This is a genomic window from Ferrovibrio sp. GW821-FHT12B10 (genome assembly GCF_058807515.1).
This window is the reverse complement of record NZ_JBXAQT010000001.1, coordinates 208,041-231,177: the sequence shown is the minus strand read 5'-3', so window position 1 is coordinate 231,177 and position 23,137 is coordinate 208,041. Positions and strand designations below refer to the sequence as shown.

The following is a 23,137-nucleotide window of genomic DNA, read 5'->3' as shown; positions in this document are numbered from 1 at the left end:
GCGGTCTGAGGACGGGGCTAGTCGACAAATGATAGTAAAAACGGCGGATAACCCCCACTATAAGAAACAAGATGCGTATGCGTCGGCCATGAGCCGGCGCGGGGCGGGGAATGTAGACGTGGCCGGCGAACGGAGGGGAGATGCGGTGCCGATTGCGGTCGCGGATCGATTCAGTGCCTCGTTGACCGACGAGGGCCGCTATCGTTTGCTGGTCGATGCCGTTCTCGATTACGCCATCTACATGCTCAGCCCGGACGGCATCGTGCAAAGCTGGAACCGTGGCGCCGAGCGCTTCAAGGGCTATGCGGCTGGCGAGATCATCGGCCGGCATTTCTCCATCTTCTATACCGAGGAAGACTGCGCTACCGGTTTCCCCGCACGCGCGCTGCAGACAGCGCGCGATACCGGCAGCTTCGAAGGCGAGGGCTGGCGCCAGCGCAAGGATGGCACGCGCTTCTGGGCGCATGTGGTGATCGACGCGATCCGCAACGATGCGGGCGAGCTGGTCGGCTACGCCAAGGTGACGCGCGACCTGACTGAGCGCAAGAAGCACCTGGACGCGCTGCGCGAAAGCGAGGAGCGCTTCCGCATGCTGGTGCAGAGTGTCACCGACTACGCCATCTACATGATCGACGCCACCGGCCGTGTCAGCAACTGGAATGTCGGTGCCCAGCGCATCAAGGGCTATACGCCCGAGGAGATCATCGGCAAGCATTTCTCCACCTTCTACACGGCGGAGGATCGCGCCAACAACGAGCCGGAAAAAGCGCTGCAGACCGCGGCGAGCGCCGGACGGTTCGAAAAGGAAGGCTGGCGCCAGCGCAAGGACGGCACGCGCTTCTGGGCCCATGTGGTGATCGACCCGGTCCGCAACGATGCGGGCGAGATCATCGGCTTTGCCAAGGTGACGCGCGATATCACCGAGCGCAAGGAGGCGCAGCGTGCGCTGGAGGTGGCGCGCGAGGCGCTGTTCCAGGCGCAGAAGATGGAAGCGCTGGGCCAGCTCACCGGCGGCATCGCGCATGACTTCAACAACCTGCTGATGGCGGTGCTGGGCAGCCTCGATCTGGTACGCAAGCGCATGGCGCCCGATCCGCGCGTCACGCCCTTCATCGAGAATGCGGTGCTCGGTGCCCAGCGCGGCGCGGCGCTGACCAAGCGGCTGCTGTCCTTTGCGCGCCGGCAGGACCTGAAGCCCGAGGCGGTGAAGATTCCGGCGCTAGTGCATGGCATGTCGGGCCTGCTGCAGCGCTCGCTCGGTCCATCGGTCACGGTGGAAAGCCGCTTCCCGCTCGGCCTGCTGCCGGCACGTGTCGATGCCAACCAGCTTGAATCGGCCTTGCTGAATCTCGCCGTCAATGCGCGCGACGCCATGCCCGAGGGCGGTGGCATCCTGATCTCGGCGCGCAACGAAACCATCGGCGCCACCGACGCGCTTGGGGTGGAGCGCAACCTGAAGCCTGGCCGCTATGTCTGCCTGACCGTCACTGACGAAGGCGAGGGCATGGACGAGGCAACGCTGGCGCGCGCCACCGAACCCTTCTTCACCACCAAGGGCGTGGGCAAGGGCACCGGCCTTGGCCTGCCGATGGTGCTGGGCCTGGCCGAACAGTCGGGTGGCCGCCTGCTGCTGAAAAGCCGCGCCGGTGTCGGCACCACGGCGGAGCTGTGGCTGCCGGCCGCCGACGAGGCTGTCGCGGCGCAGGCGCAGGCCGTGGCGAATGACGAGCCGATGATGGAGACGCGCCGGCTCGCCGTGCTGGCGGTGGATGACGACGGCCTGGTGCTGATGAACACCGCCGCGATGCTGGAAGAGTTGGGCCACAGCGTGCTGAAGGCGCATTCGGGCCGGCAGGCGATGGAGATCGTGCACAGCGATGCGCCGATCGATCTGGTGATCACCGATCATGCCATGCCGCAGATGACCGGCACGCAACTGGCCGAGGCGATCAGCGCGGCGCGGCCGGACCTGCCCATCGTGCTGGCCTCAGGCTATGCCGAACTGCCGCAGGGCGTGAAGACCAGTCTGCCGCGCCTGTCCAAGCCCTATGACCAGGGCGAACTGCAGCAGGTCATCGGCCGGCTGTTCCCGGCCGCGTAAGGCTTCCGCTTGACGCGCCGCCCGGCGCGGCCTATGTTATTCGTCGAATAACGAATGGAAACACCGTGGCCGCAGCCGTGAAATCGACGACCGGTAAAGGCAAATCCCGCAAGACGCCGCCGGGACTGAGTGCCGCCGCGATTCCGGCCAGCCTGGTGGAAGAGGCGCGGCCTGAGGATGAGGAGCTGGCCGACCTGGCCAAGGCGCTGGCGCATCCGGTGCGCGTGCTGATCATCCGCAACCTGCTGCGCATCGGCACCTGCTATTTCGGCAAGCTCGCCGACCTGCTGCCCGTCGCGCCCTCCACCGCCTCGCAGCATCTCTCGATCCTGAAGGATGCCGGCCTGGTGAAGGGCAATATCGGCGAGGGCGGCTGCGGCACCGGCGACGCGCGCCCCTGCTACTGCGTCGACCTCGCCAAGCTGCGCCGCCTGCAGCATCTGCTCGGCGACATCTGACCGCCGCGTTTTTTTTGACCTACATATTCGCTTTTCGACGAATGACGAAGGAAAACGCCATGAACGCCATTGCCCCCATCCAGCCCGCCGATCTGCCGGTCGCCGTGATTGGCGCCGGCCCGGTCGGTCTCGCCGCCGCCGCGCAACTGCTGGCGCGCGGCCTGCCGGTGAAGCTCTATGAAGCGGCCGATGACATCGCCGCGCATGTGCGCGACTGGGGCCATGTGCGGCTCTTCTCGCCCTGGTCCTACAATATCGACACGGCGGCCCGCGCGCTGCTGCAGCCGACCGGCTGGCAGGCGCCGTCGCCGGCCGTGCATCCAACCGGCGCGGCGCTTTATGCGCAGTATCTGCAGCCGCTGGCGCAGACCGCGCAGATCGCCGCCGTGCTGGAAACCGGTGCGCGCATCACGGCGGTCAGCCGTCGCGGCTTCGACAAGATGAAGACGGCGGGTCGCGCCGCCGCGCCGTTTGAACTGGTGGTGCAGAAGCGCGATGGCGGGGTGCGTCGCGATCTGGCGCGCGCCGTGATCGACTGCTCGGGCACCTGGAGCCAGCCCAATCCCGCCGGCAGCAACGGCCTGCCGGTGCCGGGCGAGGCCGAGCATGCGGCGCAGATCGTCTATGGCCTGCCCGATGTGCTGGGCCGCGACCGCGATACCTATGCCAACCGCCGCGTGCTGGTGGCAGGCGCCGGTCATTCGGCGGCGAATATCCTGCTTGATCTCGTGCGCCTGCAGCAGGACGCGCCACAGACACGCATCGTCTGGGCGGTGCGCGGCGCCAGCCTGGCGCGGCTGTTCGGCGGCGGCGCGAATGACAAGCTGGCGGCGCGCGGCAAGCTTGGTCGTGATCTGGAAGCCATGGTCGGCAGCGGCGCCATCGACCTGCGTCTGCAGAGTACGATTGCGGGGATCGACGATGGCCTGCGCGTATCGCTCAGCTATCCGAACGGCGTCAGCGACGTCGAGGTCGACCGCATCGTCATCGCCGCCGGCCAGCGCCCGGAGCTGCGCCTGCTGGGCGAGCTGCGCCTCGATCTCGATCCGGCGACTGAAAGCCCGCGCATCCTGGCGCCGATGATCGATCCGAACGAGCATTCCTGCGGCACGGTGCGGCCGCACGGGCATCGCGAACTCAGCCATCCCGAAACCGGATTCTACATCGCCGGCATCAAGAGCTATGGCCGCGCGCCGACCTTTCTGCTGGCCACGGGCTATGAACAGGTGCGTTCGATCGCCGCTGCGCTGGCGGGCGATCTGGCGCAGGCCGATCTGGTGCAGCTCGATCTGCCTGAAACCGGCGTGTGCAGCACCACCCTGAGGGACGCCACAGACTCCGGCAGCAGTTGCAGCACCAGGCCGGTTGCAGCCGCGGCGACAAGCTGCTGCACGCCGAAGCCGCATTTCGCCGGCACGGCGGCGGCGAAGGACTGCTGTTGATGGCCTTGTCGTCGCGTCATCGCGTCGCCGTCGTTCTCGCGCTCGGCACGGCGCAGACGCTGGGCTGGGGTTCGACCTATTACCTGCCGGCCATTCTGGCGGCGCCGATGGCGGAGTCCTTCGGCGTGTCCACCGGCTGGATCTATGGCGCCTTTTCCGGCGCGATGCTGCTGACCGCCTTCGTCGGCCCCGGTGTCGGGCATCGCATCGACCGCTTCGGCGGCCGCAATATCCTGACCGCGTCGAGCCTGGTTTTTGCCGCCGGCCTTGGCCTGCTCGGGGCTGCGCCCAACCTCGCCGTCTTTGTCATCGCCTGGCTGCTGATCGGCTGCGGCATGGCGATCGGGCTGTATGAAGCTGCCTTTGCCACGCTCACCGCCATCTATGGCCGCGAGGCGCGCAGCGCCATCACCGGCATCACCCTGCTGGCCGGTTTTGCCAGCACGGTCTGCTGGCCGATCTCGGCGCTCATCGATGCGGAGTGGGGCTGGCGCGCGACCTGCCATGTCTGGGCCGTCGCCCATCTGCTCATCGGCCTGCCGCTCAATCGCCTGATGGTGCCGCGCGATCTTGGCACACATGTCACCGCGCCTGTTGCGACGGACCCTGCCGCAGCCGGAGAGTCGATGTTCAGCCGCCCGATGCTGCTGCTGGCTTTTGCCTTCGCCGTCACCTGGATCACCAGCACGGCGATGGCGGCGCATCTGCCGCGCATCCTGGAGGCCGCCGGCGCGACCAAGACGGTGGCGATTGCCGCCGCCGCCCTGGTCGGTCCGGCGCAGGTGGCGGCGCGCGTGCTGGAATACAGCGTGCTGCAACGGTTCCATCCGATGCTGTCGGCACGACTCGCGTCGATCACCCATCCGGTCGGTGTGGCGGCGCTGCTGCTGTTCGGCGCGCCGATGGCCTATCTCTTCACATTGTTGCACGGCGCCGGCAACGGCGTGATGACGATCGCCAAGGGGACGTTGCCATTGGTGATCTTCGGCCCCGGCGGCTATGGTCGGCGGCAGGGCTGGCTGGTGGCGCCGGCGCGTTTCGGCCAGGCCGGCGCGCCCTTCGTCTTCGCGCTGTTGCTCGAACGCTTCGGCAGCCACGTGCTATTGTTTTCGAGCGGACTCTGCGTCGCCGGCTTTGTCGCCATGCTGATGCTGTCGGCGGAGACTCGCGACCGCGGCTGAGCGGGGCTGTCATCAAACCTTCACTGGCGCTGTGGACATTATTTCCATGATACTGGAAATATGAAAGCCATGAAGGATACGGCGGCTGTCGCCGCATTCGGCGCGCTGGCGCAGCAGACCCGGCTGGCGATCTATCGCCGGCTGGTCGAGGCCGGGCCGAAGGGTTTGGCCGCCGGCGCGATCGCCGAGGCGCTGGATGTGGCGGCGCCCACGCTGTCCTTTCATCTGGCCCAGCTGCGCGGCGCCGGCCTGATCACGCAACGACGCGAAAGCCGTTCGCTGATCTACGCCGTCGACGTGGCGCATATGAACGGCCTGATTGCCTTCCTGTCCGACCGTTGCTGCGGCGGCCAGCCCGACCTTTGCATACCGAACACCAATATCCGAAACGATGGGACCCGCTCCGATGGACTCCGCCAGCGCCGCAAGGCCGTTTAACGTTCTGTTTCTCTGCACCGGAAATTCCGCGCGCAGTATCCTGGCGGAAGCGATCATGAACGAGCTTGGCGCCGGCCGCTTCCGTGCCTATAGCGCCGGCAGCTTCCCTAAAGGCGAGGTGCATCCGATGGCGCTGGATATCCTGGCCAAGAGCGGCCATGACATCAGCACCCTGCGTTCTAAATCCTGGGAGGAATTCTCCGGGCCGGACGCGCCACGGATGGATTTCATCTTCACCGTCTGTGACAACGCCGCCAATGAAGTCTGTCCGATCTGGCCTGGCCATCCGATGACGGCCCATTGGGGCCTGCCCGATCCGGCCGCCGTGGTGGAGGATGAGATCGAGCAACGCCTGGCCTTCGCCGATACCTATCGCATGCTGACCAACCGCATCCGTGTCTTCGCCAGCCTGCCGCTGCGCTCGCTGGACGATCTCAGCCTGCGCAGCCGTCTCAGCGAGATCGGCCGCGACATCCCGCAGGCCTCGTGATGGCCGATATCGCCGCGCCGGCCCGGCCGGTCATGGGCCTGTTCGAACGCTGGCTCACCCTCTGGGTCGCGCTCTGCATCATCGCCGGCATTGCCGCCGGTCACTGGTTCCCGACGCTGTTCCAGGCCATCGCGGCGCTGGAGGTGGCCCGGGTCAACCTGCCGGTGGCGGGCCTGGTCTGGCTGATGATCGTGCCGATGCTGCTGAAGATCGACTTCGCGGCGCTGCACGAGGTGTCACGGCACTGGCGCGGCATCGGCGTCACGCTGGTGATCAACTGGGCGGTGAAGCCATTTTCGATGGCGCTGCTGGGCTGGCTGTTCATCGGCTGGCTGTTCCGCCCGTATCTGCCGGCCGACCAGATCGAGTCCTACATGGCCGGGCTGATCCTGCTGGCGGCCGCGCCCTGCACGGCGATGGTCTTCGTATGGAGCAACCTGGTCGATGGCGAGCCGCATTTCACGCTGAGCCAGGTGGCGCTCAACGACGCCATCATGGTGGTGGCCTTCGCGCCGCTGGTCGGCCTGCTGCTCGGGCTGTCGGCCATCACGGTGCCCTGGGATACGCTGCTGCTGTCGGTGGGACTGTATATCCTGGTGCCGGTGATCGGCGCGCAGCTCTGGCGGCGCGGGGTGCTGCGTAGTGGCGGCGAAGCGGCGCTGAAGGCCGTGCAGGCGGCGCTCGGTCCGGTGTCGCTGCTGGCGCTGCTCGCCACGCTGGTGCTGCTCTTCGCCTTCCAGGGCCAGCAGATCATCGCCAATCCGCTGGTCATCGCGCTGCTGGGCGTGCCGATCCTGATCCAGGTCTATGTCAATGCCGGCCTGGCCTACTGGCTCAACCGCCAGTGCGGCGTCGCCCATTGCGTGGCCGGACCCTCGGCGCTGATCGGCGCCAGCAATTTCTTCGAGCTGGCGGTGGCGGCGGCGATCAGCCTGTTCGGCCTGCATTCCGGCGCGGCGCTGGCCACGGTGGTGGGCGTGCTGATCGAGGTGCCGGTGATGCTGAGCGTGGTGAAAATAGTGATGGCCAGCAAGGGCTGGTATGAGCGGCGCGTCTAGTCGAGACGGAGCTCGTCGTCGCCGGCCACCAGCTTGAAGGCGATGCCATGGCGGTCGGCATCGGCAAGGTCGGGGATCGGTTCGTTGCGCGGCGGCCGGCGGGTGAAGTCCAGCAGGCTGAAGATGAAGCGCGGCACGCCTTCGCTGTCGGCCACCGGCAGCGACAGGCGCTCGAAGCCCTGCCACTCGCGGCCGTCCAGCACCAGCGAGCCGGCATAGAAAACCGGCCGGCCGTTATCGAGCGTCTGGTCGAGCAGGGCGGTGCGGCTTTTCAGATGCGCGGGATTGATCACCTCGTCGACATAGCGGTTGGTGCTCTCGAAGCCATAAGCCTCGACCACGGCGGTGCCCGACACCTTGCACAGATAGCGGCCGTCGGGCTTGCGTTCGTGAAGCTGCATGAAGGGCAGCAGCTGATGGAAGCGCAGGGGATCGAACTGCGGACGGCGCGGCAACTGCATGCGTCCGCGGCAGGCCACCCAGTATCGCAACAGTTGGCGCATGCCGTCATTCGACAGGCGGTCGACAAAGGAGTCCGGCATTCTCTGCTGTGCCGGGATGTACGGCATCATGATGTCGGCAGACTGCGTCATGGGCGTCACGCTGGCAATGTGATGACAAGAATCGGTAGGCGCGAAACCTTCCGCCACCGACCATAATTGTCACGCAAAGTAGCCTGCTCTAATTTTACGGATACCCAGGTCTTCCACCTAGAGAACATGTAAAGTGATGCTGCCGCATATATTGCGGAATGCCGCGTAATAGGCTGGGTATTGTTAAGGTCCGCTTACAATTCTTTACCGTGCGGTTCTGCTCGGCGGGTCTGCGAGTACAATTCGGAGCTTCTCCAAATCCTTCCTCACCAATTCCGCATCCGCCGCGAACTTCGCATCGTCCATCCCGGGCAGACGGAACAGCGTGAAGATCACTTCCGCGCCGTCGCCATTCTCGATCACGCGCAGCGGCACATAAATTTGTGCGCCGTCCGGCGTGATGACCGTGTGGTCGAGGATGCCGAAGGGATTCCGCGGACTGAACTGCACCGTCATCACGCCTTCAGGCTGTTCGGTCACCCAGCGGCCGTCATCGAGCTGGTGCAGCCGGCCAAGACCGGCGGCCCATGTCGGCCAGTTCACCGGATCGGCCAGGAAGGCATAGACGCCTGCGGCCGGGCGACTGATGGATATACTGAGATGGCGGCAGGGCAGTGTCGCGGCGGCGATCATGACGGGCCCTCCTTGAAATCTGGACTATGTTCATTATATGTTCTCAATGGTTGAATTCAAGCCGGAAATGATCCGTTGGCGGACGACCAGACGCCGGGACGCCAAACGAACCAAAACGAACCAAAACGAAGCGAAACGAACGCAAACGAACACGAACGAAGCCAAACGAACCGGAATGAACCCCAGTGAACCCGAATGAACCGCAATGGGCTCCAATGGACCGCAGTGAACCGCAACGGGCGCCAGTGGGCGCCGGTGGACCGGAATGGACCGCAGCGGGCCCGCAGCAATCGGCTTGCCGGGCGGCCGGCGGGCGCTATAGTCCCGCCGCATGACGGACCCCGTTAACACTCTGCCCCTGAACAGCCCGGTTCTGAACAGCCTGGGCTTCGCCAAGCCGGCTGCGGAGACGCGCGTCGTGGTGGCGATGTCGGGCGGGGTGGATTCCTCCGTGGTCGCCGGCCTGCTGAAGCGGGAGGGCTACGAGGTCATCGGCATCACGCTGCAGCTTTACGATCATGGCGCGGCCATAGCGAAAAAAGGTGCCTGCTGCGCCGGTCAGGATATCCATGATGCGCGCATGGTCGCGGATCGTTTAGGCATTCCGCATTACGTGCTGGATTACGAAAGCCGCTTCCGCCAGTCGGTGATGGATGAATTCGCCGAAAGCTATGTGCAGGGCGAGACGCCGATCCCCTGCATCCGCTGCAACCAGCGCGTCAAGTTCCGCGACCTGCTGGAGACCGCGCGCGATCTCGGCGCCGATTGCCTCGCCACCGGCCATTATGTGAAGCGCGTTGCGCCTGCCGATGGTCGCGCGCAGATGCACAAGGGCCATGATCCGCGCCGCGACCAGAGCTATTTCCTCTACACCACGACGCAAGAGCAGCTCGATTACCTGCGCTTCCCGCTGGGTGGCATGGAAAAGCCCGCCGTGCGCGCGCTCGCCGAAGAGTTCGGGCTGATCGTGGCGGATAAGCCTGACAGCCAGGACATCTGCTTCGTGCCCAATGGCGACTATGCCTCGGTGGTGGCGAAGCTGCGGCCGGAAGCCATGGATGCCGGCGAGATCGTCGACACCGAAGGCCGCGTGCTGGGCCAGCATGATGGCGTGATCCACTTCACCGTCGGCCAGCGCAAGGGACTTGGCGTGTCGGGACCGGAGCCGCTGTATGTCGTGCGCATCGAGGCGGCCAAGCGGCGCGTCGTCGTCGGGCCGAAATCCGCGCTGGCGCGCAGCACCGTGATGCTGCGCGAGCTGAACTGGCTGGGCGAGGCGATCCCGGCTGATGGCATGGATGTCACCGTGAAGCTGCGCTCGGCGCAGCCGGCGGTCGCCGCCCGGATTTTCGATGCGGGCGAGGGCCCGGATGGAAAGCTGGCGCGGCTGGAGCTCAGCGCGCCTGAGTTTGGCGTCGCGCCGGGCCAGGCCGGAGTGGTCTATGCCGGCGACCGCCTGCTGGGCGGGGGCTGGATCGCACGCTCTGAGGCCAGGGACTCCGGGGGCGAATTAGCCGCCTGATATCATAGGCTTGCGGCGCGCTTGACATCTTTAGGCCGCCCCCGTATTCCATGCGGCCTCCGTGACCCACGGGGACATGGTGTGGCTGGATAGCTCAGTTGGTAGAGCAAGGGACTCATAAGCCCTGGGTCGGCGGTTCAAATCCGCCTCCAGCCACCATTTCCCCTCTTAATCGAGGGGCCATCCCAGATGTCCGACAAGCTCAAGATCACCGCCGGCGACTTCGTCTTCGGCGCGCGTTTCGAAACCGCGCTGGCGCCCAAGACGGTGGCCAAGTTCCGCAGCGTGCTGCCCTACGTGGAAAAGATCATCCATGTGCGCTGGAGCGGCGAGGGCTGCTGGATTCCGCTGGGTGATTATGATTTCGGGTTGGACTACGAAAACCACACCAGCTATCCCGCGCCCGGCCAGGTCATCCTGTATCCCGGCGGCATCTCGGAAACCGAGATCCTCGTCGCCTACGGCGCCGTGCATTTCGCCTCCAAGGTCGGGCAGCTCGCCGGCAACCACTTCATCACCATCACCGATGGGCTGGAGAACCTGGTCGCCATGGGCCGGTCCACCCTGCTGAAGGGCGCCCAGCCGATCCGCTTCGAGCTGGCCTGAATTCCACGTCCCACCGAGGGGTTATGGCGCGACCAGGTTGTCATAATCCAACCTGCCGAACCGGTATGCGTTTTGCTTAGTATACCGGCAGAGGTGATGGTTTGGCTGGCGTACGCATTCTTCTGATCGACGAGGACCCGGAGCGGTCCGTGGTGCTGGCCGAAGCGCTGCAGGGGCAGGGCTACGACCTGATCGCCCAGCTTGCGCCGCGCGAACTCAGCGCCAAGCGCGTGCAGGAAATCGGCCCCGACGTGATCATCGTCGACATGGAAAGCCCGTCGCGCGACACCATTGAAAGCATGCGCCAGATCAACGCCGATCAGCCGCGCCCGATCGTCATGTTCGTCGACCAGTCGGACGAGACGATGATCAACGAAGCCATGCAGGCCGGGGTTTCGGCCTATATCATCGACGGGCTCAACGTGAACCGCGTGAAGCCCATCGTCGATGTCGCCATCGCGCGGTTTCGTGAATTCCAGGCGCTGCGCGACGAGTTGAAAAAGACCAAGGCCACCCTACATGACCGTAAGACCATCGAGCGGGCGAAAGGCCTCTTGATGCGCGAGCGCAAGATCACCGAAGACGAGGCCTATGCCGCGCTTCGCAAGCTCGCGATGGACCGTCAGCAGCGCCTGGTGGACGTGGCCGAGACGCTTCTGGCCTTCGCCGACATCCTCAAGAACAAGTAGACGGACAGGACAGCGCTGCTGCCCTTTTATGCGGCATGCGGTTTTGGCCGCCTGAAATTTGTGCAGCGCACCATCCGGCCTCCGACTCGAGAGGCACCTGTATCACCCTGGAAAATCGAGAAATTTCGCCTGCGGCAACGCTGGCATGTTTCCTGCTTTGATCAACGCGGATACCGGGTGCAATGGCGCATCCGGGTGTAGCGACCTCCCAGCTTAAGCCTCCCCAGGCAGCGCTGCTCTGGTCGTGAACGGACAAAGGCGTCCGGCAATGTGGTTTCGGTTTCCGAGGCCTCAATTGCTGGGCGCTTTTTTTATGGCCGCCGCGATCAACAGGGCGCGGCGAAACAAAAACGGAGGGGTCCATGGTCACCAAGTCCAAAGGGTTTAATCGTCGTCAGCTCATCAAGGGTGCGACCGGCACCGCCGCGCTGCTGGCCGCCGCGCGTCTCCAGTTTCCCGGCGGCGCCTTCGCGCAGGCCGCGGGCCCCGAGGTCAAGGGCACCAAGCTCGGCTACATCGCGCTGACGGACTCGTCGCCGCTGATCATCGCCAAGGAAAAGGGCCTGTTCGCCAAATATGGCCTGCCCGACATGGTGGTCGACAAGCAGGCCTCCTGGGGTGCGACGCGCGACAACATCGAGCTCGGCGAGGCGGGCGGCGGCATCACGGGCGCGCATATCCTGACGCCCATGCCGTATCTGATCGCGGCCGGCAAGATCACCAAGACCAAGATCCCGATGGCCATGCTGGCGCGCCTCAACACCAATGGCCAGGCCATCTCGGTGTCGAAGGCCTATGCCGACCTGAAGGTGACCACCGACGCCAAGTCGCTCGGCGCGGCCTTCCGCAAGGCCAAGGCTGAGGGCAAGGACATCAAATGCGCCATGACCTTCCCCGGCGGCACCCATGACATGTGGATCCGCTACTGGCTCGCCGCCAATGGCATCGATCCGGAGAAGGATGTCTCGACCATCACCGTGCCGCCCCCGCAGATGGTGGCGAACATGAAGGTGAACACGATGGAAGCCTTCTGCGTCGGCGAACCCTGGCCGTCGCAGCTGGTGAACCAGGATATCGGCTATACCGCGCTGACCACCGGCGAGCTGTGGAAGGATCATCCGGAAAAGTCGCTCTCGATCCGCGCCGACTGGGCCGAGAAGAATCCGAAGGCGACCAAGGCCATGCTGATGGCCGTGCTGGAAGCCCAGCAGTGGTGCGACAAGATCGAGAACAAGGCCGAGCTGTGCAAGATCGTCGGCGGCCGCGACTGGTTCAAGGTGCCGGTGGAGGACATCCTCGACCGCCAGACCGGCAAGATCGATTACGGCAACGGTCGCAAGGTCACTGTGGGCCCTGAAAGTCCACTGGTCATGAAGTTCTGGCGTGACTTCGCCTCCTATCCTTTCCAGAGCCATGAACTGTGGTTCCTGACGGAAAACATCCGCTGGGGCTATCTGCCGGGCGATACCGACGTCAAGGCGCTGATCAGCCAGACCAACCGCGAGGATCTGTGGCGCGATGCCGCCAAGACTCTCGGTGTTGCGGCGGCCGACATTCCGGCTTCCACCTCGCGCGGCAAGGAAACCTTCTTCGATGGCAAGGTCTTCGATCCGGCCGATCCCGCCGGCTACCTGAAGAGCCTGGCCATCACCCGGGTCTGACGATGTCAGCTCACGATAAGGAACTGTCCATGGCGGTCAAAACCGATGTCCTGACCAAGGCGGACCTGGGTGGCGAGAGTTTTCTCGCCACCTGGGGTCCGCGCGTGCTGAGCGGCCTCAAGCTCTTCGCCACGCGCGTGCTGCCGCCGCTGCTGTTTCTGGCGCTTGCGCTGACGATCTGGGAAATCGCCTGCGCCAGCCCGAAGGCTACGCTGCCGCCGCCGTCCAAGGTGGTGGCTGATACCTGGGAGCTGATCGTCGATCCCTTCTTCGACAAGGGCGGCCTCAACAAGGGCATGTTCTGGCATATCGCCTCCAGCCTGAAGCGCGTCGCCATCGGCTTCGCGCTCGCAGCGGTGGCCGGTATCGCGCTGGGCGTGCTGATCGGACAGTCGACGCTGGCCTTCCGCGGCCTCGACCCGATCTTCCAGGTGCTGCGCACGGTGCCGCCGCTGGCCTGGCTGCCGCTCTCGCTGGCCGCCTTCCGCCATGCCGACCCCTCGGCCATCTTCGTCATCACCATCACGGCGATCTGGCCGATCATCCTCAACACCGCGGTCGGCATCCGCAACATCCCGCAGGATTACCGGAACGTGGCGCGGGTGCTGCGGCTCAACGGGTTCGAGTTCTTCTTCAAGGTGATGCTGCCGGCAACCGTGCCGTTCATGTTCACCGGCCTGAAGATCGGCATCGGCCTGAGCTGGCTTGCCATCGTTGCCGCCGAAATGCTGATCGGCGGCGTCGGGATCGGCTTCTTCATCTGGGATGCCTGGAACAGCTCGCTGATCAGCGAGATCATCCTGGCGCTCGTCTATGTCGGTCTGGTCGGCTTCATGCTCGACCGTGTGATTGGCTTCATCGGCAGCCGCATCGGCGGCTATTCCTCGCAGTAGGAGTTGGGGAATGGCGCGCAGCCCGGGGAAGAACAAGGTAGTGCGGACCGCCAGCCCGGCGGCCCGCACCGCCTTGCGGATCGGTTTCATCGCGTTGACCGATTGTGCGCCGTTGATCGTTGCCCGCGAGAAAGGTTTCTTTGAGCGGCATGGCCTGAACGTCACCCTGCAGCGTGAGCCCTCCTGGGCCAACATGCGCGACAAGGTGGCGCTCGGTGCGCTCGACGCGGCTCATATGCTGGCGCCGATGCCGCTGGCCGCCACGCTGGGTGCCGGCGGCTGGAAAAAGCCGCAGATCACGTCCTTTGCGCTGAACCTGAACGGCAATGCCGTGACGATCTCGGCTGGCCTGTGGAACCGCCTGCTGGAGGCCGAACCCGCGCTGCTCCATGACCGGCATGAAGCCGGCAACGTGCTGCGCCGCCTGATCGCCGCCGACCGCAAGGCCGGCCGCGCGCCACTGACCTTTGCCACCGTGTTCAATTATTCCTCGCATCAGATCCAGCTGCGCTACTGGCTTGCTTCGGCCGGTATCGATCCGGATCGTGACGTGCAGCTTGTGGTCGTGCCGCCGCCGCAGATGACCGACCGCCTGGCCGCCGGCGAGATCGACGGCTTCTGCGTCGGCGATCCCTGGAACACGCTGGCCGTGCTGCGCGGCGTCGGCCGCATCCTGATCTCCGGCTACGAGATCTGGAACAATCGCATCGAGAAGGTGATCGCCTGCAATCGCGACTGGATGGAGCGCAATCCGCTAGTCCACAAGCAGATGCTGATGGCGCTGATCGAGGCCGCCGAATGGCTCGACCGACCGGAGAATCGTCTGGAAGGTGTCGAGATCATGGCGCGCCCCGAGTATATCGGGCCGGAAGCGGCCGAGGCCATCCGCCTCACCATGCTGGGCGTGGTGCGCTACGGCCTGGATGTCAGTCCCGAATACATGCCCGACTTCATCGTCTTCGGGCGCTACAGCGCGAATTTCCCCTGGCGCAGCCAGGCCGAGTGGTACCTGACCGAGATGCGGCGCTGGAAACTGATCGATCCGGGCACCGATATCGCCGCCACCGCTGATGCGGTCTATCGCACCGATCTCTATCGCGAGGCCGCCGCGGCGCTCGATCGCCCATTCCCGCTGATCGACCGCAAACCTGAAGGCCTGCATGCCGGCCCCTGGATGCTGGCGCAGGCGAGCGCGCCGATCGAGATGGGCGCTGATCTCTTCTTCGACGGCTCTTACGTTTCCTCAGCCCGCTCGGTGACGCAGGCCAGCGTGCGTGAGAGCCAGCAGGCCAGCCCGGCGCCGCGTCGCGCCATCGCCAATCAATAGACCAGCAGGAGAGCCCCATGTCCGCTTATCTCAGCTTCGAAAACATCGGCATGACCTTCAAGGGTGCCAACGGACCCTTCGTGGCGCTGCGTGACATCCAGCTGCAGATCGACAGCGGCGAATATGTCGCCCTGATCGGCCATTCGGGCTGCGGCAAGTCGACGCTGCTCAACATCGTTGCCGGCCTGCAACGCGCCACCACCGGCGGCGTGCTGCTGCAGGGCAAGGAAGTTGCCGATCCGGGCCCGGATCGCGCTGTGGTGTTCCAGAACCATTCGCTGCTGCCCTGGCTGACCGTCTATGACAACGTGCGCCTGGCCGTCGACAAGGTGCACAGCAAGACCAAGTCGAAGACGGAACGCGACGAGTGGACTCGCCATAACCTGGCGCTGGTCGGTATGGACCACGCACTGGACAAGCGTCCGCAGGAAATCTCGGGCGGCATGAAGCAGCGCGTCGGCATTGCCCGCGCACTGGCCATGGAACCGAAAGTGCTGCTGCTCGACGAACCCTTTGGTGCGCTGGACGCGCTGACCCGCGCGACTCTCCAGGACACGGTGATGGAGTTGCACGCGAAGCTGAAAAATACCGTCATCATGATCACCCATGACGTGGACGAAGCCGTGTTGCTGTCCGACCGCGTGGTGATGATGACCAACGGCCCGGCGGCCACCATCGGCGAGGTGATGGATGTGAAGCTGGAGCGTCCGCGCAACCGGCTGACGCTGGCCACCGATCCGGAATACGCACGTTGCCGCAAGCAGATCATGGAATTCCTGTATGCGCGCCACCGCGCGCCGGCAGTGCATGCCGCCTGATCACGCGTAACAGAGGACGTCGCCAGCAGCGACGGAGTGAAAGCAATGGCTGACAGACTGGTTATCATCGGCAACGGCATGGCGCCCGGGCGCATGCTGGAAAACCTGTTCGAGAAGGCGCCGGGTCGTTACGACGTGACGATCTTCAACGCCGAGCCGCGCGTCAATTACGACCGTATCATGCTGTCGCCGGTGCTGTCGGGCGAGAAGACCTACGAACAGATCGTCATCCATGGCGACGGCTGGTACATCAAGAACGGCATCACCCTGCACAAGGGCACCCGTGTCACCGGCATCGACCGTGCCGCCAAGACCATCACCACCGACAACGGCCTGACCGAGCCTTACGACAAGCTGGTGATCGCCACCGGCTCAGTGCCTTTCATCATCCCGGTGCCCGGCCACAACCTGCCGGGCGTGCTGTCCTATCGCGATTTGGACGATGTTGACGCCATGATCCTGGCCGCCAAGGCGCGCGGCAATGCCGTGGTGATCGGCGGTGGCCTGCTGGGCCTGGAGGCGGCAGCCGGCCTGGCCGAGCAGGGTATGCAGGTGACGGTGCTGCATTTGATGCCGACGCTGATGGAGCGCCAGCTCGATCCGGCGGCCGGCTACCTGCTGAAGAAGGCCATCGAGGAACGCGGCATCAAGGTGCTGACCGGTGCCGACACCAAGGCGATCCTGGGCGAGAAGAAAGTCGAGGGCGTTGAGCTGAAGGACGGCACGGTGATCCCGGCCGATCTGGTGGTCATGGCTGTCGGCATCAAACCCAATGCCGCAGTGGGCAAGGAGGCGGGCCTCACCGTCAACCGCGGCATTGTGGTCGACGACCAGATGCGCACCTCTGATCCGGACATCTTCGCCCTGGGCGAATGCGCCGAGCATCGCGGCGCCACCTATGGCCTGGTCGCGCCGCTCTACGACATGGCCGGTGTGCTGGCCAAGACACTGATCGGCGAGCCGGCGGCCTATAACGGCTCGGTGACCGCCACCAAGCTGAAGGTCACCGGCATCAACCTCTACTCGGCGGGCGACTTCGCCGAAGCCAAGGATCGCGAGGAGATCGTGCTGCGCGACGCCAGCCGCGGCGTCTACAAGCGGCTGGTGATCAAGGATCAGCAGATCATCGGCGCCGTGCTCTATGGTGACACCGAGGACGGGGCCTGGTTCTTCCAGCTGCTGCGCGAGCAGAAGGATATCAGCGATCTGCGTGAGACCCTGATCTTCGGTCAGGGCTACGCCGGAGGGTCCCCCCTGGACCCTATGGCGGCCGTTGCAGCCTTGCCGGATGAGGCAGAGATCTGCGGTTGCAACGGCGTATGCAAGGGCAAGATCGTTTCGGCCATCACCAGCCAGGGCCTGACCAGTCTGGATGAAGTCCGCGCCACTACCAAAGCCTCGGCCTCCTGCGGCTCCTGCACCGGACTGGTGGAGAAGCTGATCGGTTTCACGCTGGGCGACAGCTACAAGCCGGCAGAAGTCAAAAGCATGTGCGGCTGCACCGATCTGGGCCATGACGATGTGCGACGCCTGATCGTGGCCAAGGAGCTGAAGTCCATCCCGGCGGTGATGCAGGAGCTGGAGTGGAAGACCTCCTGCGGCTGCACCAAATGCCGGCCGGCGCTGAACTTCTACCTGATCGCCACCTGGCCCGGTGAATATACTGATGACAACCAGTCGCGCTTCATCAATGAACGCGCCCATGCCAACATTCAGAAGGACGGCACATACTCCGTCGTTCCGCGCATGTGGGGCGGGATGACCAATCCCAAGGAACTGCGCGCCATCGCCGATGTGGCCGACAAGTTCAACATCCCCGCCGTGAAAGTGACCGGTGGCCAGCGCATCGATCTGCTGGGCGTGAAGAAGGAAGACCTGCCCGGCGTTTGGGCCGACCTGAACGCCGCCGGCATGGTATCGGGCCACGCCTATGGCAAGGCGCTGCGCACGGTGAAGACCTGCGTCGGCACCGAGTGGTGCCGCTTCGGCACCCAGGATTCCACCGGCCTCGGCATCAAGCTGGAGAAATACACTTGGGGGAGCTGGACGCCGCACAAGGTCAAGCTCGGCGTCTCGGGCTGCCCGCGCAACTGCGCCGAAGCCACGGTGAAGGATATCGGCATCATCTGCGTCGATTCCGGCTACGAACTGCATATCGCCGGCGCCGCGGGCCTGGAGGTCAAGCAGACCATCCTGTTCCACAAGGTGGAGACCGAGGCCGAGGTGCTGGAATACACCGGTGCCATCATGCAGCTCTATCGCGAGCAGGCGCATTACCTGGATCGCATCCACAAATGGCTGCATCGCGTCGGCCTCGATACGGTGAAGCAGCAGATCATCGAGGATGTCGAACGCCGCAAGGCGCTGGCGGCGCGCTTCGCGCATTCGCAGGTCTTCGCCCAGATCGATCCTTGGGCCCAGCGGGCGCAGGGCGAGTTCGCCCATGAGTTCAAGCCGCTGGCCGATCTGCGCGTCGCGCAGGCGGCAGAGTAAAGAGTAGGGAGGGCGGTGATGAAGATGAGTAATGATTGGCTGGATATCGGAACCCTTGAGGATGTGCCCCAGCGCGGCGCGCGCGTGGTCAAGACGACGCGTGGCGACATCGCCGTGTTCCGCACCGCCGACGACAAACTGTTCGCGCTGGACGACAAATGCCCGCATAAGGGCGGCCCGCTGTCGCAGGGTATTGTTCAGGGCGATGCCGTGACCTGCCCGCTGCATAACTGGCTGATCGACCTGAAGACCGGTCAGGCCCAGGGCGCCGATGAAGGCTGCACGCGGACCATCGCCGTGCAACTGAAGGACGGCCGCATCATGCTGTCCTGGCCCGGTATGGCCGTGCAGGCGGCCTGAGATGAACGCCGCCGTCACCGAAACCCGCACCACCTGCCCCTACTGCGGGGTGGGCTGCGGCCTGAAGGTGACGCGTGATGCCGAGAACACTGTGACCGTAAAGGGTGACGTGGATCACCCAGCCAATTTTGGGCGCACCTGCTCCAAGGGCTCGGCGCTGGGCGAGACCTTGCAGCTGGATGAACGGCTGCTGCATCCGATGATCGATGGCCAGCGCACCGACTGGGATGCCGCGCTGGACCGGGTGGCATCGGTCTTCGCCGACACGATCGCCCAGCATGGCCCTGATTCGGTGGCTTTCTATGTCTCGGGCCAGTTGCTGACCGAGGATTATTACGTCGCCAACAAGCTGATGAAGGGCTTCATCGGTTCGGGCAACATCGACACCAATTCGCGGCTCTGCATGGCTTCGGCCGTGGCCGGCCACAAGCGCGCCTTCGGCACCGATACCGTGCCGGGCCTGTATGAGGATTTCGAGCAGGCCGACCTGGTGGTGCTGGTCGGCTCCAATCTGGCCTGGTGTCATCCGGTGCTGTTTCAGCGCCTCTCGGCCGCGAAAACCGCGCGGCCGGAAATGACAGTGGTGGTGATCGATCCGCGCCGCACCATGACGGCGCGGTCGGCCGACCTGCATCTGGCGCTCAATCCCGGCTCGGATGTGGCGCTGTTCAATGGGTTGCTGGCGCATTTGCAGGATGCGGGCAAGATCGATGCGGCTTTTGTCACCGCGCATACCACAGGCGCTGATCTGGCGCTGGCGGCCGCCCGCAGCCTTTCGCTGTCCGAAGTGGCCGAAATCACCGGCCTGGCCCAGGCCGAGCTGCGACGCTTCTACGATTTGTTCGCGCGCACCGACCGCGTTGTCACCGGCTTTTCGCAGGGCGTGAACCAGTCGAGCAGCGGCAGCGACAAGGTCAATGCGATCCTCAACTGCCATCTTTTCACGGGCCGGATCGGCTATCCCGGCACCGGCCCGTTCTCGATCACCGGTCAGCCCAATGCCATGGGCGGCCGCGAAGTGGGTGGCCTGGCCAACCAGCTCGCCTGCCATATGGAACTGGGCAACGCCGAGCATCGCCGGATTGTTCAGGGTTTCTGGGGCTCGCCGCGCATTGCCGACAAAGCCGGCCTGAAAGCGGTGGACCTTTTCCGCGCCGTGAAGGACGGCCGCATCAAGGCCGTGTGGATCGCCGGCACCAATCCGGTTGACAGCCTGCCCGAGGCCGACGATGTGCAGGACGCCCTGAAAGCCTGTCCTTTTGTGGTGGTCTCCGATGTCATGGCGGTCACTGATACCGCGCGCCATGCCCATGTGCTGTTGCCGGCTGCCGCCTGGGGCGAGAAGGATGGCACGGTGACCAATTCCGAACGCCGCATCTCGCGCCAGCGTGCTTTCCTGCCGCTGCCCGGCGTGGTGAAACCGGATTGGTGGATCTATACCCAGGTGGCGCATCGCATGGGCTGGAAGGATTTCTTCCGCTATGACGCGCCGGCCGACATCTTCCGCGAATATGCGGAACTGAGTGGCCTGGAAAACGAAGGCAGCCGTGATTTCGATATTTCGGCGTTGAGCGATGTCTCGGCCGCCGCCTATGATGCCATGCCGCCGTTCCAGTGGCCGCGTCCCGCCGGCACCGCGCCGCGCGAACAGCGTTTCTTCGCCGATGGCCGTTTCTATACGCCCGATCGCCGCGCGCGCTTTATCGCCACGCCGTATAAGCCGCCAGCCGAGCAGGTGTCTGACATCCTGCCGCTGGTGCTCAACACCGGCCGCGTGCGCGACCAATGGCATACCATGACGCGCACGGCGCTATCGCCCCGCCTGATGGGCCATATCGCCGAACCCTTTGTGGAAGTGCATCCCGATGATGCCGTGCGCTACGATGTTGCCGCCGCCGGCCTTGCGGTGATCGAGAATCCGCGCGGCCGCATGGTGGCGCGCGTGCTGGTGACGCCGGACCAGAAGCGCGGCACGGTGTTTGCGCCGCTGCACTGGACCGACCAGTTTGCAGCACAGGGCCGTGTCGATGTGCTGGTCAACCCGGCGACGGATCCGGTCTCGGGCCAGCCGGAACTGAAATTCTCCGCCGTCGCGCTGCGGCCGTTTGCAGCGGCCTGGTACGGCTTTGCGGTGATGACGGCCAAGCCGGCAGACATCGATGCCGGCTACTGGGCGCTGGCGCGTGCGAAAGACGGCTGGCGGCTGGAGCTGGCCGACGAGGCAATGCCGGAAGACTGGGCATCCTATGCGCGCAAGCTGTTCCGCATCGGCGATGATGCATCCATCGAGCTGCTGGCCTATCACGATGCCGCAGCGGGTCTGCGCCGCTTTGCTGCCTTCCGCGACAGCCAGCTTGTGGGCGCGCTGTTCACTGGCCCGGAGCCGGTCGCGGTATCGCGCGCCTGGGCCGCCGAGCAGCTTGGGTTGCAGATGAACGGGCCGTCCGACCGCCTGCGCCTGCTGGCCGGTCGTGCCGGCGCGTCGCAGCCCGATCGCGGCGCCATCGTCTGCGCCTGTTTCGATATCGGCAGTAACCAGATCGCACGGGCCGCCACCGATGGCTGCCATACCGTCGAGGCCGTCGGCGCGGCGACGCAGGCTGGCACCAATTGCGGTTCCTGCCGCAGCGAAATTCGGAGGATCATCGATGCAGCCCGCATCCAGAAAGCCGGCTGAGGCCGGCGCACAGCGGATTGGTGCACTGGCCAAGCTGCCGGTCTTCCTCGACCTGCAGGGCAAGCGCGTCGTCGTTGCCGGCGACACGCCGGCCGCGGCCTGGAAGGCAGAGCTGCTGGAGGCGGCGGGCGCGGATGTTGTCTGCATTGCAAGCGGCTGGCAGCCGGGTGACCTGCACGGCGCCATGCTGGCGGTGATCGATGCCGCTGACGACGCGGAGGGCGCGGCCTTTCATGCGGCGGCGCGTACGGCTGGCGCGATCTGCTCGGTGATCGACAAGCCGGCCCATTGCGACGTGCAGTTCGGCGCCATCGTCAACCGGTCGCCGGTCGTGATCGGCATTTCCACCGATGGCGCCGCGCCGGTGCTGGCGCAGGCGATCCGCCGCCGCATCGAGACGCTGCTGCCGGCTTCGCTCAGCCGCTGGGCCTTGGCTGCGAAGACGCTGCGCAAGACGCTGGCGGAAAAGCTGCCGACCGCCACGCAACGGCGCGCCTTCTGGGAACGCTTCGCCGAACGCGCCTTCCTCGAGCCGGAGGTGCCGGCGGAATCCGAGCTGCTGGGCCATGCGCCTGTGCAAGGCGGTCATGTCACGCTGGTCGGTGCCGGCCCCGGCGATGCCGAGCTGTTGACCTTGAAGGCCATGCGCGCGCTGCAATCGGCCGATGTGATCCTGTTTGATGACCTGGTGTCCGACAACGTGCTGGAGTTGGCACGGCGCGAGGCCAAGCGCATGATGGTGGGCAAGCGCGGCGGCCGGCCGAGCTGCAAGCAGGAAGAGATCAACGGCCTGATGATCAAGCTGGCCGGGCAGGGCAAGCGCGTCGTGCGGCTTAAGGCCGGCGACCCGATGGTCTTTGGCCGGGCCGGCGAGGAGATCGCGGCCCTTGAGCAGGCCAATATCCCCGTCACCGTCGTACCAGGTATTACGGCTGCGCTGGCGGCGGCCAGCGGCTTGGGCGTGTCGCTTACCCATCGCGATGCGGCGCAGTCGGTGCGCTTTGTCACCGCGCATTCGCGGCGCGGCGGCCTGCCCGACGATCTCGACTGGCGCGGCCTGGCCAATGCCGAGACCTCGCTGATGGTCTACATGGGCGGCCGCACCGGTGGCGATTTCGCGGCGAAGCTGATCGGGCAGGGGCTGTCGGCCGCCACGCCAGTGGTTGTCGTGAGTGCCGTGTCACGGCCAGATGAGCGGCGCTGGAGCGGGCGTCTGGATGCTCTTGGCGCGGCGCTGGCGGAGATCGGTACGGAACAGCCGGTGCTGGTTGGCATCGGCAAGGTCTTTGCCGCCGTGCAGCGTCAGGCCATGGTCGACCGTATCGAGCGCGTCGCCTAGAGCATGGCTCCGTCGACGAAGACGCGGCCCTTGGGGTCTTCCACTTCGATCACATAGAGATCCGGGTCGCGTTTGATGGCTTTCTCGATGGCGGCTTCGGCCTCGGTGTCGCTTAGGCGATCGCCGCCGCCCAGCTTCATCCAGCCCGCTCGCCCCTCGGCATCGCGCGCCTGCCCCAGCACCATGGCCTCCAGTGCACTGAAGGCGATCTTCAGCAGGATGGTGCCGGAATCGGGATCGCCCTTGCGGCGGATGGCGACGGGAATGGCTTCCTGGTCATAGCGCCGCAGGATCGCCTGCACGAGAAGGCGGGTCTTCAATCGGGCTTCGGTCATGCCGTCACCCTGCCTTGGAATGG

General features: G+C 65.2%; 21 protein-coding genes and 1 tRNA gene. 19 read left to right on the top strand and 3 right to left on the bottom strand.

The genetic code is table 11. The features are described from left to right. Positions 1-145 precede the first annotated feature (145 nt). The 7 genes from AC1RRT_RS01275 to arsB all read left to right on the top strand — a co-directional run bounded on the left by AC1RRT_RS01275 (position 146) and on the right by arsB (position 7,168). Complete coding sequence (locus AC1RRT_RS01275; RefSeq protein ID WP_493011834.1) at positions 146-2,101, top strand: hybrid sensor histidine kinase/response regulator; 1,956 nt, start codon at positions 146-148, stop codon at positions 2,099-2,101. A gap of 65 nt (positions 2,102-2,166) precedes the next feature. Further along, the gene (locus AC1RRT_RS01270; RefSeq protein WP_493011833.1) at positions 2,167-2,559 is read left to right on the top strand and encodes an ArsR/SmtB family transcription factor; all 393 of its coding nucleotides are present in this window, start codon (positions 2,167-2,169) and stop codon (positions 2,557-2,559) included. 59 nt (positions 2,560-2,618) lie between these two features. After that, complete coding sequence (locus tag AC1RRT_RS01265; protein ID WP_493011832.1) at positions 2,619-4,001, top strand: NAD(P)-binding protein; 1,383 nt, start codon at positions 2,619-2,621, stop codon at positions 3,999-4,001. Beyond that, positions 4,001-5,182, top strand: a complete 1,182-nt coding sequence (locus AC1RRT_RS01260) for an MFS transporter (RefSeq protein WP_493011831.1) — start codon at positions 4,001-4,003, stop codon at positions 5,180-5,182. Before AC1RRT_RS01265 ends, AC1RRT_RS01260 begins: the two co-directional genes overlap by 1 nt. Before the next feature lie 60 nt (positions 5,183-5,242). Beyond that, complete coding sequence (locus AC1RRT_RS01255; RefSeq protein ID WP_493011830.1) at positions 5,243-5,620, top strand: ArsR/SmtB family transcription factor; 378 nt, start codon at positions 5,243-5,245, stop codon at positions 5,618-5,620. A gap of 55 nt (positions 5,621-5,675) precedes the next feature. Continuing rightward, entirely contained in the window at positions 5,676-6,110 is a 435-nt protein-coding gene (locus AC1RRT_RS01250; protein ID WP_493011829.1) for an arsenate reductase ArsC, read from the top strand. Positions 6,111-6,142: 32 nt separating this feature from the next. Further along, positions 6,143-7,168, top strand: a complete 1,026-nt coding sequence (gene arsB, locus AC1RRT_RS01245; protein WP_493015112.1) for an ACR3 family arsenite efflux transporter — start codon at positions 6,143-6,145, stop codon at positions 7,166-7,168. Here the strand turns inward: arsB and AC1RRT_RS01240 are convergent. Together AC1RRT_RS01240 and AC1RRT_RS01235 are read right to left on the bottom strand one after the other, a co-directional pair. Then, the gene (locus AC1RRT_RS01240) at positions 7,165-7,761 is read right to left on the bottom strand and encodes a PAS domain-containing protein (RefSeq protein ID WP_493011828.1); all 597 of its coding nucleotides are present in this window, start codon (positions 7,759-7,761) and stop codon (positions 7,165-7,167) included. The genes arsB and AC1RRT_RS01240 overlap by 4 nt on opposite strands. A 204-nt stretch (positions 7,762-7,965) precedes the next feature. Next, positions 7,966-8,394, bottom strand: a complete 429-nt coding sequence (locus AC1RRT_RS01235) for a hypothetical protein (protein ID WP_493011827.1) — start codon at positions 8,392-8,394, stop codon at positions 7,966-7,968. A 373-nt stretch (positions 8,395-8,767) separates the two neighbouring features. On the opposite strand from AC1RRT_RS01235, the gene mnmA reads away from it, so the two are divergent. From mnmA to cysG, 12 genes are all read left to right on the top strand, one after another. Further along, the gene (gene mnmA, locus AC1RRT_RS01230) at positions 8,768-9,916 is read left to right on the top strand and encodes a tRNA 2-thiouridine(34) synthase MnmA (RefSeq protein ID WP_493015111.1); all 1,149 of its coding nucleotides are present in this window, start codon (positions 8,768-8,770) and stop codon (positions 9,914-9,916) included. 83 nt (positions 9,917-9,999) lie between these two features. After that, positions 10,000-10,075 (top strand) — tRNA-Met (locus tag AC1RRT_RS01225). A 30-nt stretch (positions 10,076-10,105) separates the two neighbouring features. Then, positions 10,106-10,522: a DUF3830 family protein gene (locus tag AC1RRT_RS01220; RefSeq protein WP_493011826.1), complete on the top strand. Its 417-nt coding sequence runs from the start codon at positions 10,106-10,108 to the stop codon at positions 10,520-10,522. Between the two features lie 101 nt (positions 10,523-10,623). Beyond that, on the top strand, positions 10,624-11,211 hold the full coding sequence (locus AC1RRT_RS01215; protein WP_493011825.1) for an ANTAR domain-containing response regulator: 588 nt from the start codon (positions 10,624-10,626) through the stop codon (positions 11,209-11,211). Between the two features lie 362 nt (positions 11,212-11,573). Further along, a complete protein-coding gene (locus AC1RRT_RS01210; RefSeq protein ID WP_493011824.1) occupies positions 11,574-12,872 on the top strand; it encodes a CmpA/NrtA family ABC transporter substrate-binding protein in 1,299 nt (432 codons plus the stop codon). 29 nt (positions 12,873-12,901) lie between these two features. Then, a complete protein-coding gene (gene ntrB, locus AC1RRT_RS01205) occupies positions 12,902-13,765 on the top strand; it encodes a nitrate ABC transporter permease (protein ID WP_493011823.1) in 864 nt (287 codons plus the stop codon). 10 nt (positions 13,766-13,775) lie between these two features. Beyond that, on the top strand, positions 13,776-15,092 hold the full coding sequence (locus AC1RRT_RS01200; protein WP_493011822.1) for a CmpA/NrtA family ABC transporter substrate-binding protein: 1,317 nt from the start codon (positions 13,776-13,778) through the stop codon (positions 15,090-15,092). 17 nt (positions 15,093-15,109) lie between these two features. After that, a complete protein-coding gene (locus tag AC1RRT_RS01195) occupies positions 15,110-15,910 on the top strand; it encodes an ABC transporter ATP-binding protein (RefSeq protein WP_493011821.1) in 801 nt (266 codons plus the stop codon). A 45-nt stretch (positions 15,911-15,955) separates the two neighbouring features. After that, positions 15,956-18,403, top strand: coding sequence for a nitrite reductase large subunit NirB (gene nirB, locus AC1RRT_RS01190; RefSeq protein ID WP_493011820.1), 2,448 nt, complete (start codon positions 15,956-15,958; stop codon positions 18,401-18,403). An 18-nt stretch (positions 18,404-18,421) separates the two neighbouring features. Beyond that, positions 18,422-18,763, top strand: a complete 342-nt coding sequence (gene nirD / locus AC1RRT_RS01185; protein WP_493011819.1) for a nitrite reductase small subunit NirD — start codon at positions 18,422-18,424, stop codon at positions 18,761-18,763. A 1-nt stretch (position 18,764) separates the two neighbouring features. Beyond that, positions 18,765-21,440, top strand: a complete 2,676-nt coding sequence (locus AC1RRT_RS01180; RefSeq protein WP_493011818.1) for a nitrate reductase — start codon at positions 18,765-18,767, stop codon at positions 21,438-21,440. Next, positions 21,412-22,779: a siroheme synthase CysG gene (gene cysG / locus AC1RRT_RS01175; RefSeq protein ID WP_493011817.1), complete on the top strand. Its 1,368-nt coding sequence runs from the start codon at positions 21,412-21,414 to the stop codon at positions 22,777-22,779. Before AC1RRT_RS01180 ends, cysG begins: the two co-directional genes overlap by 29 nt. Here the strand turns inward: cysG and AC1RRT_RS01170 are convergent. Then, complete coding sequence (locus AC1RRT_RS01170) at positions 22,776-23,114, bottom strand: DUF1491 family protein (RefSeq protein WP_493011816.1); 339 nt, start codon at positions 23,112-23,114, stop codon at positions 22,776-22,778. The genes cysG and AC1RRT_RS01170 overlap by 4 nt on opposite strands. Positions 23,115-23,137 lie beyond the last annotated feature (23 nt).

Excerpts from the sequence above, each read along its gene's own strand:
- AC1RRT_RS01265 (WP_493011832.1), top strand. The coding sequence starts at position 2,619 with ATGAACGCCATTGCCCCCATCCAGCCCGCCGATCTGCCGGTCGCCGTG.
- AC1RRT_RS01260 (WP_493011831.1), top strand. The coding sequence starts at position 4,001 with ATGGCCTTGTCGTCGCGTCATCGCGTCGCCGTCGTTCTCGCGCTCGGC.
- AC1RRT_RS01255 (WP_493011830.1), top strand. The coding sequence starts at position 5,243 with ATGAAAGCCATGAAGGATACGGCGGCTGTCGCCGCATTCGGCGCGCTG.
- AC1RRT_RS01250 (WP_493011829.1), top strand. The coding sequence starts at position 5,676 with ATGAACGAGCTTGGCGCCGGCCGCTTCCGTGCCTATAGCGCCGGCAGC.
- arsB (WP_493015112.1), top strand. The coding sequence starts at position 6,143 with ATGGGCCTGTTCGAACGCTGGCTCACCCTCTGGGTCGCGCTCTGCATC.
- AC1RRT_RS01240 (WP_493011828.1), bottom strand. The coding sequence starts at position 7,761 with ATGACGCAGTCTGCCGACATCATGATGCCGTACATCCCGGCACAGCAG.
- AC1RRT_RS01235 (WP_493011827.1), bottom strand. The coding sequence starts at position 8,394 with ATGATCGCCGCCGCGACACTGCCCTGCCGCCATCTCAGTATATCCATC.
- AC1RRT_RS01220 (WP_493011826.1), top strand. The coding sequence starts at position 10,106 with ATGTCCGACAAGCTCAAGATCACCGCCGGCGACTTCGTCTTCGGCGCG.
- AC1RRT_RS01210 (WP_493011824.1), top strand. The coding sequence starts at position 11,574 with ATGGTCACCAAGTCCAAAGGGTTTAATCGTCGTCAGCTCATCAAGGGT.
- ntrB (WP_493011823.1), top strand. The coding sequence starts at position 12,902 with ATGGCGGTCAAAACCGATGTCCTGACCAAGGCGGACCTGGGTGGCGAG.
- AC1RRT_RS01200 (WP_493011822.1), top strand. The coding sequence starts at position 13,776 with ATGGCGCGCAGCCCGGGGAAGAACAAGGTAGTGCGGACCGCCAGCCCG.
- AC1RRT_RS01195 (WP_493011821.1), top strand. The coding sequence starts at position 15,110 with ATGTCCGCTTATCTCAGCTTCGAAAACATCGGCATGACCTTCAAGGGT.
- nirB (WP_493011820.1), top strand. The coding sequence starts at position 15,956 with ATGGCTGACAGACTGGTTATCATCGGCAACGGCATGGCGCCCGGGCGC.
- nirD (WP_493011819.1), top strand. The coding sequence starts at position 18,422 with ATGAAGATGAGTAATGATTGGCTGGATATCGGAACCCTTGAGGATGTG.
- AC1RRT_RS01180 (WP_493011818.1), top strand. The coding sequence starts at position 18,765 with ATGAACGCCGCCGTCACCGAAACCCGCACCACCTGCCCCTACTGCGGG.
- cysG (WP_493011817.1), top strand. The coding sequence starts at position 21,412 with ATGCAGCCCGCATCCAGAAAGCCGGCTGAGGCCGGCGCACAGCGGATT.
- AC1RRT_RS01170 (WP_493011816.1), bottom strand. The coding sequence starts at position 23,114 with ATGACCGAAGCCCGATTGAAGACCCGCCTTCTCGTGCAGGCGATCCTG.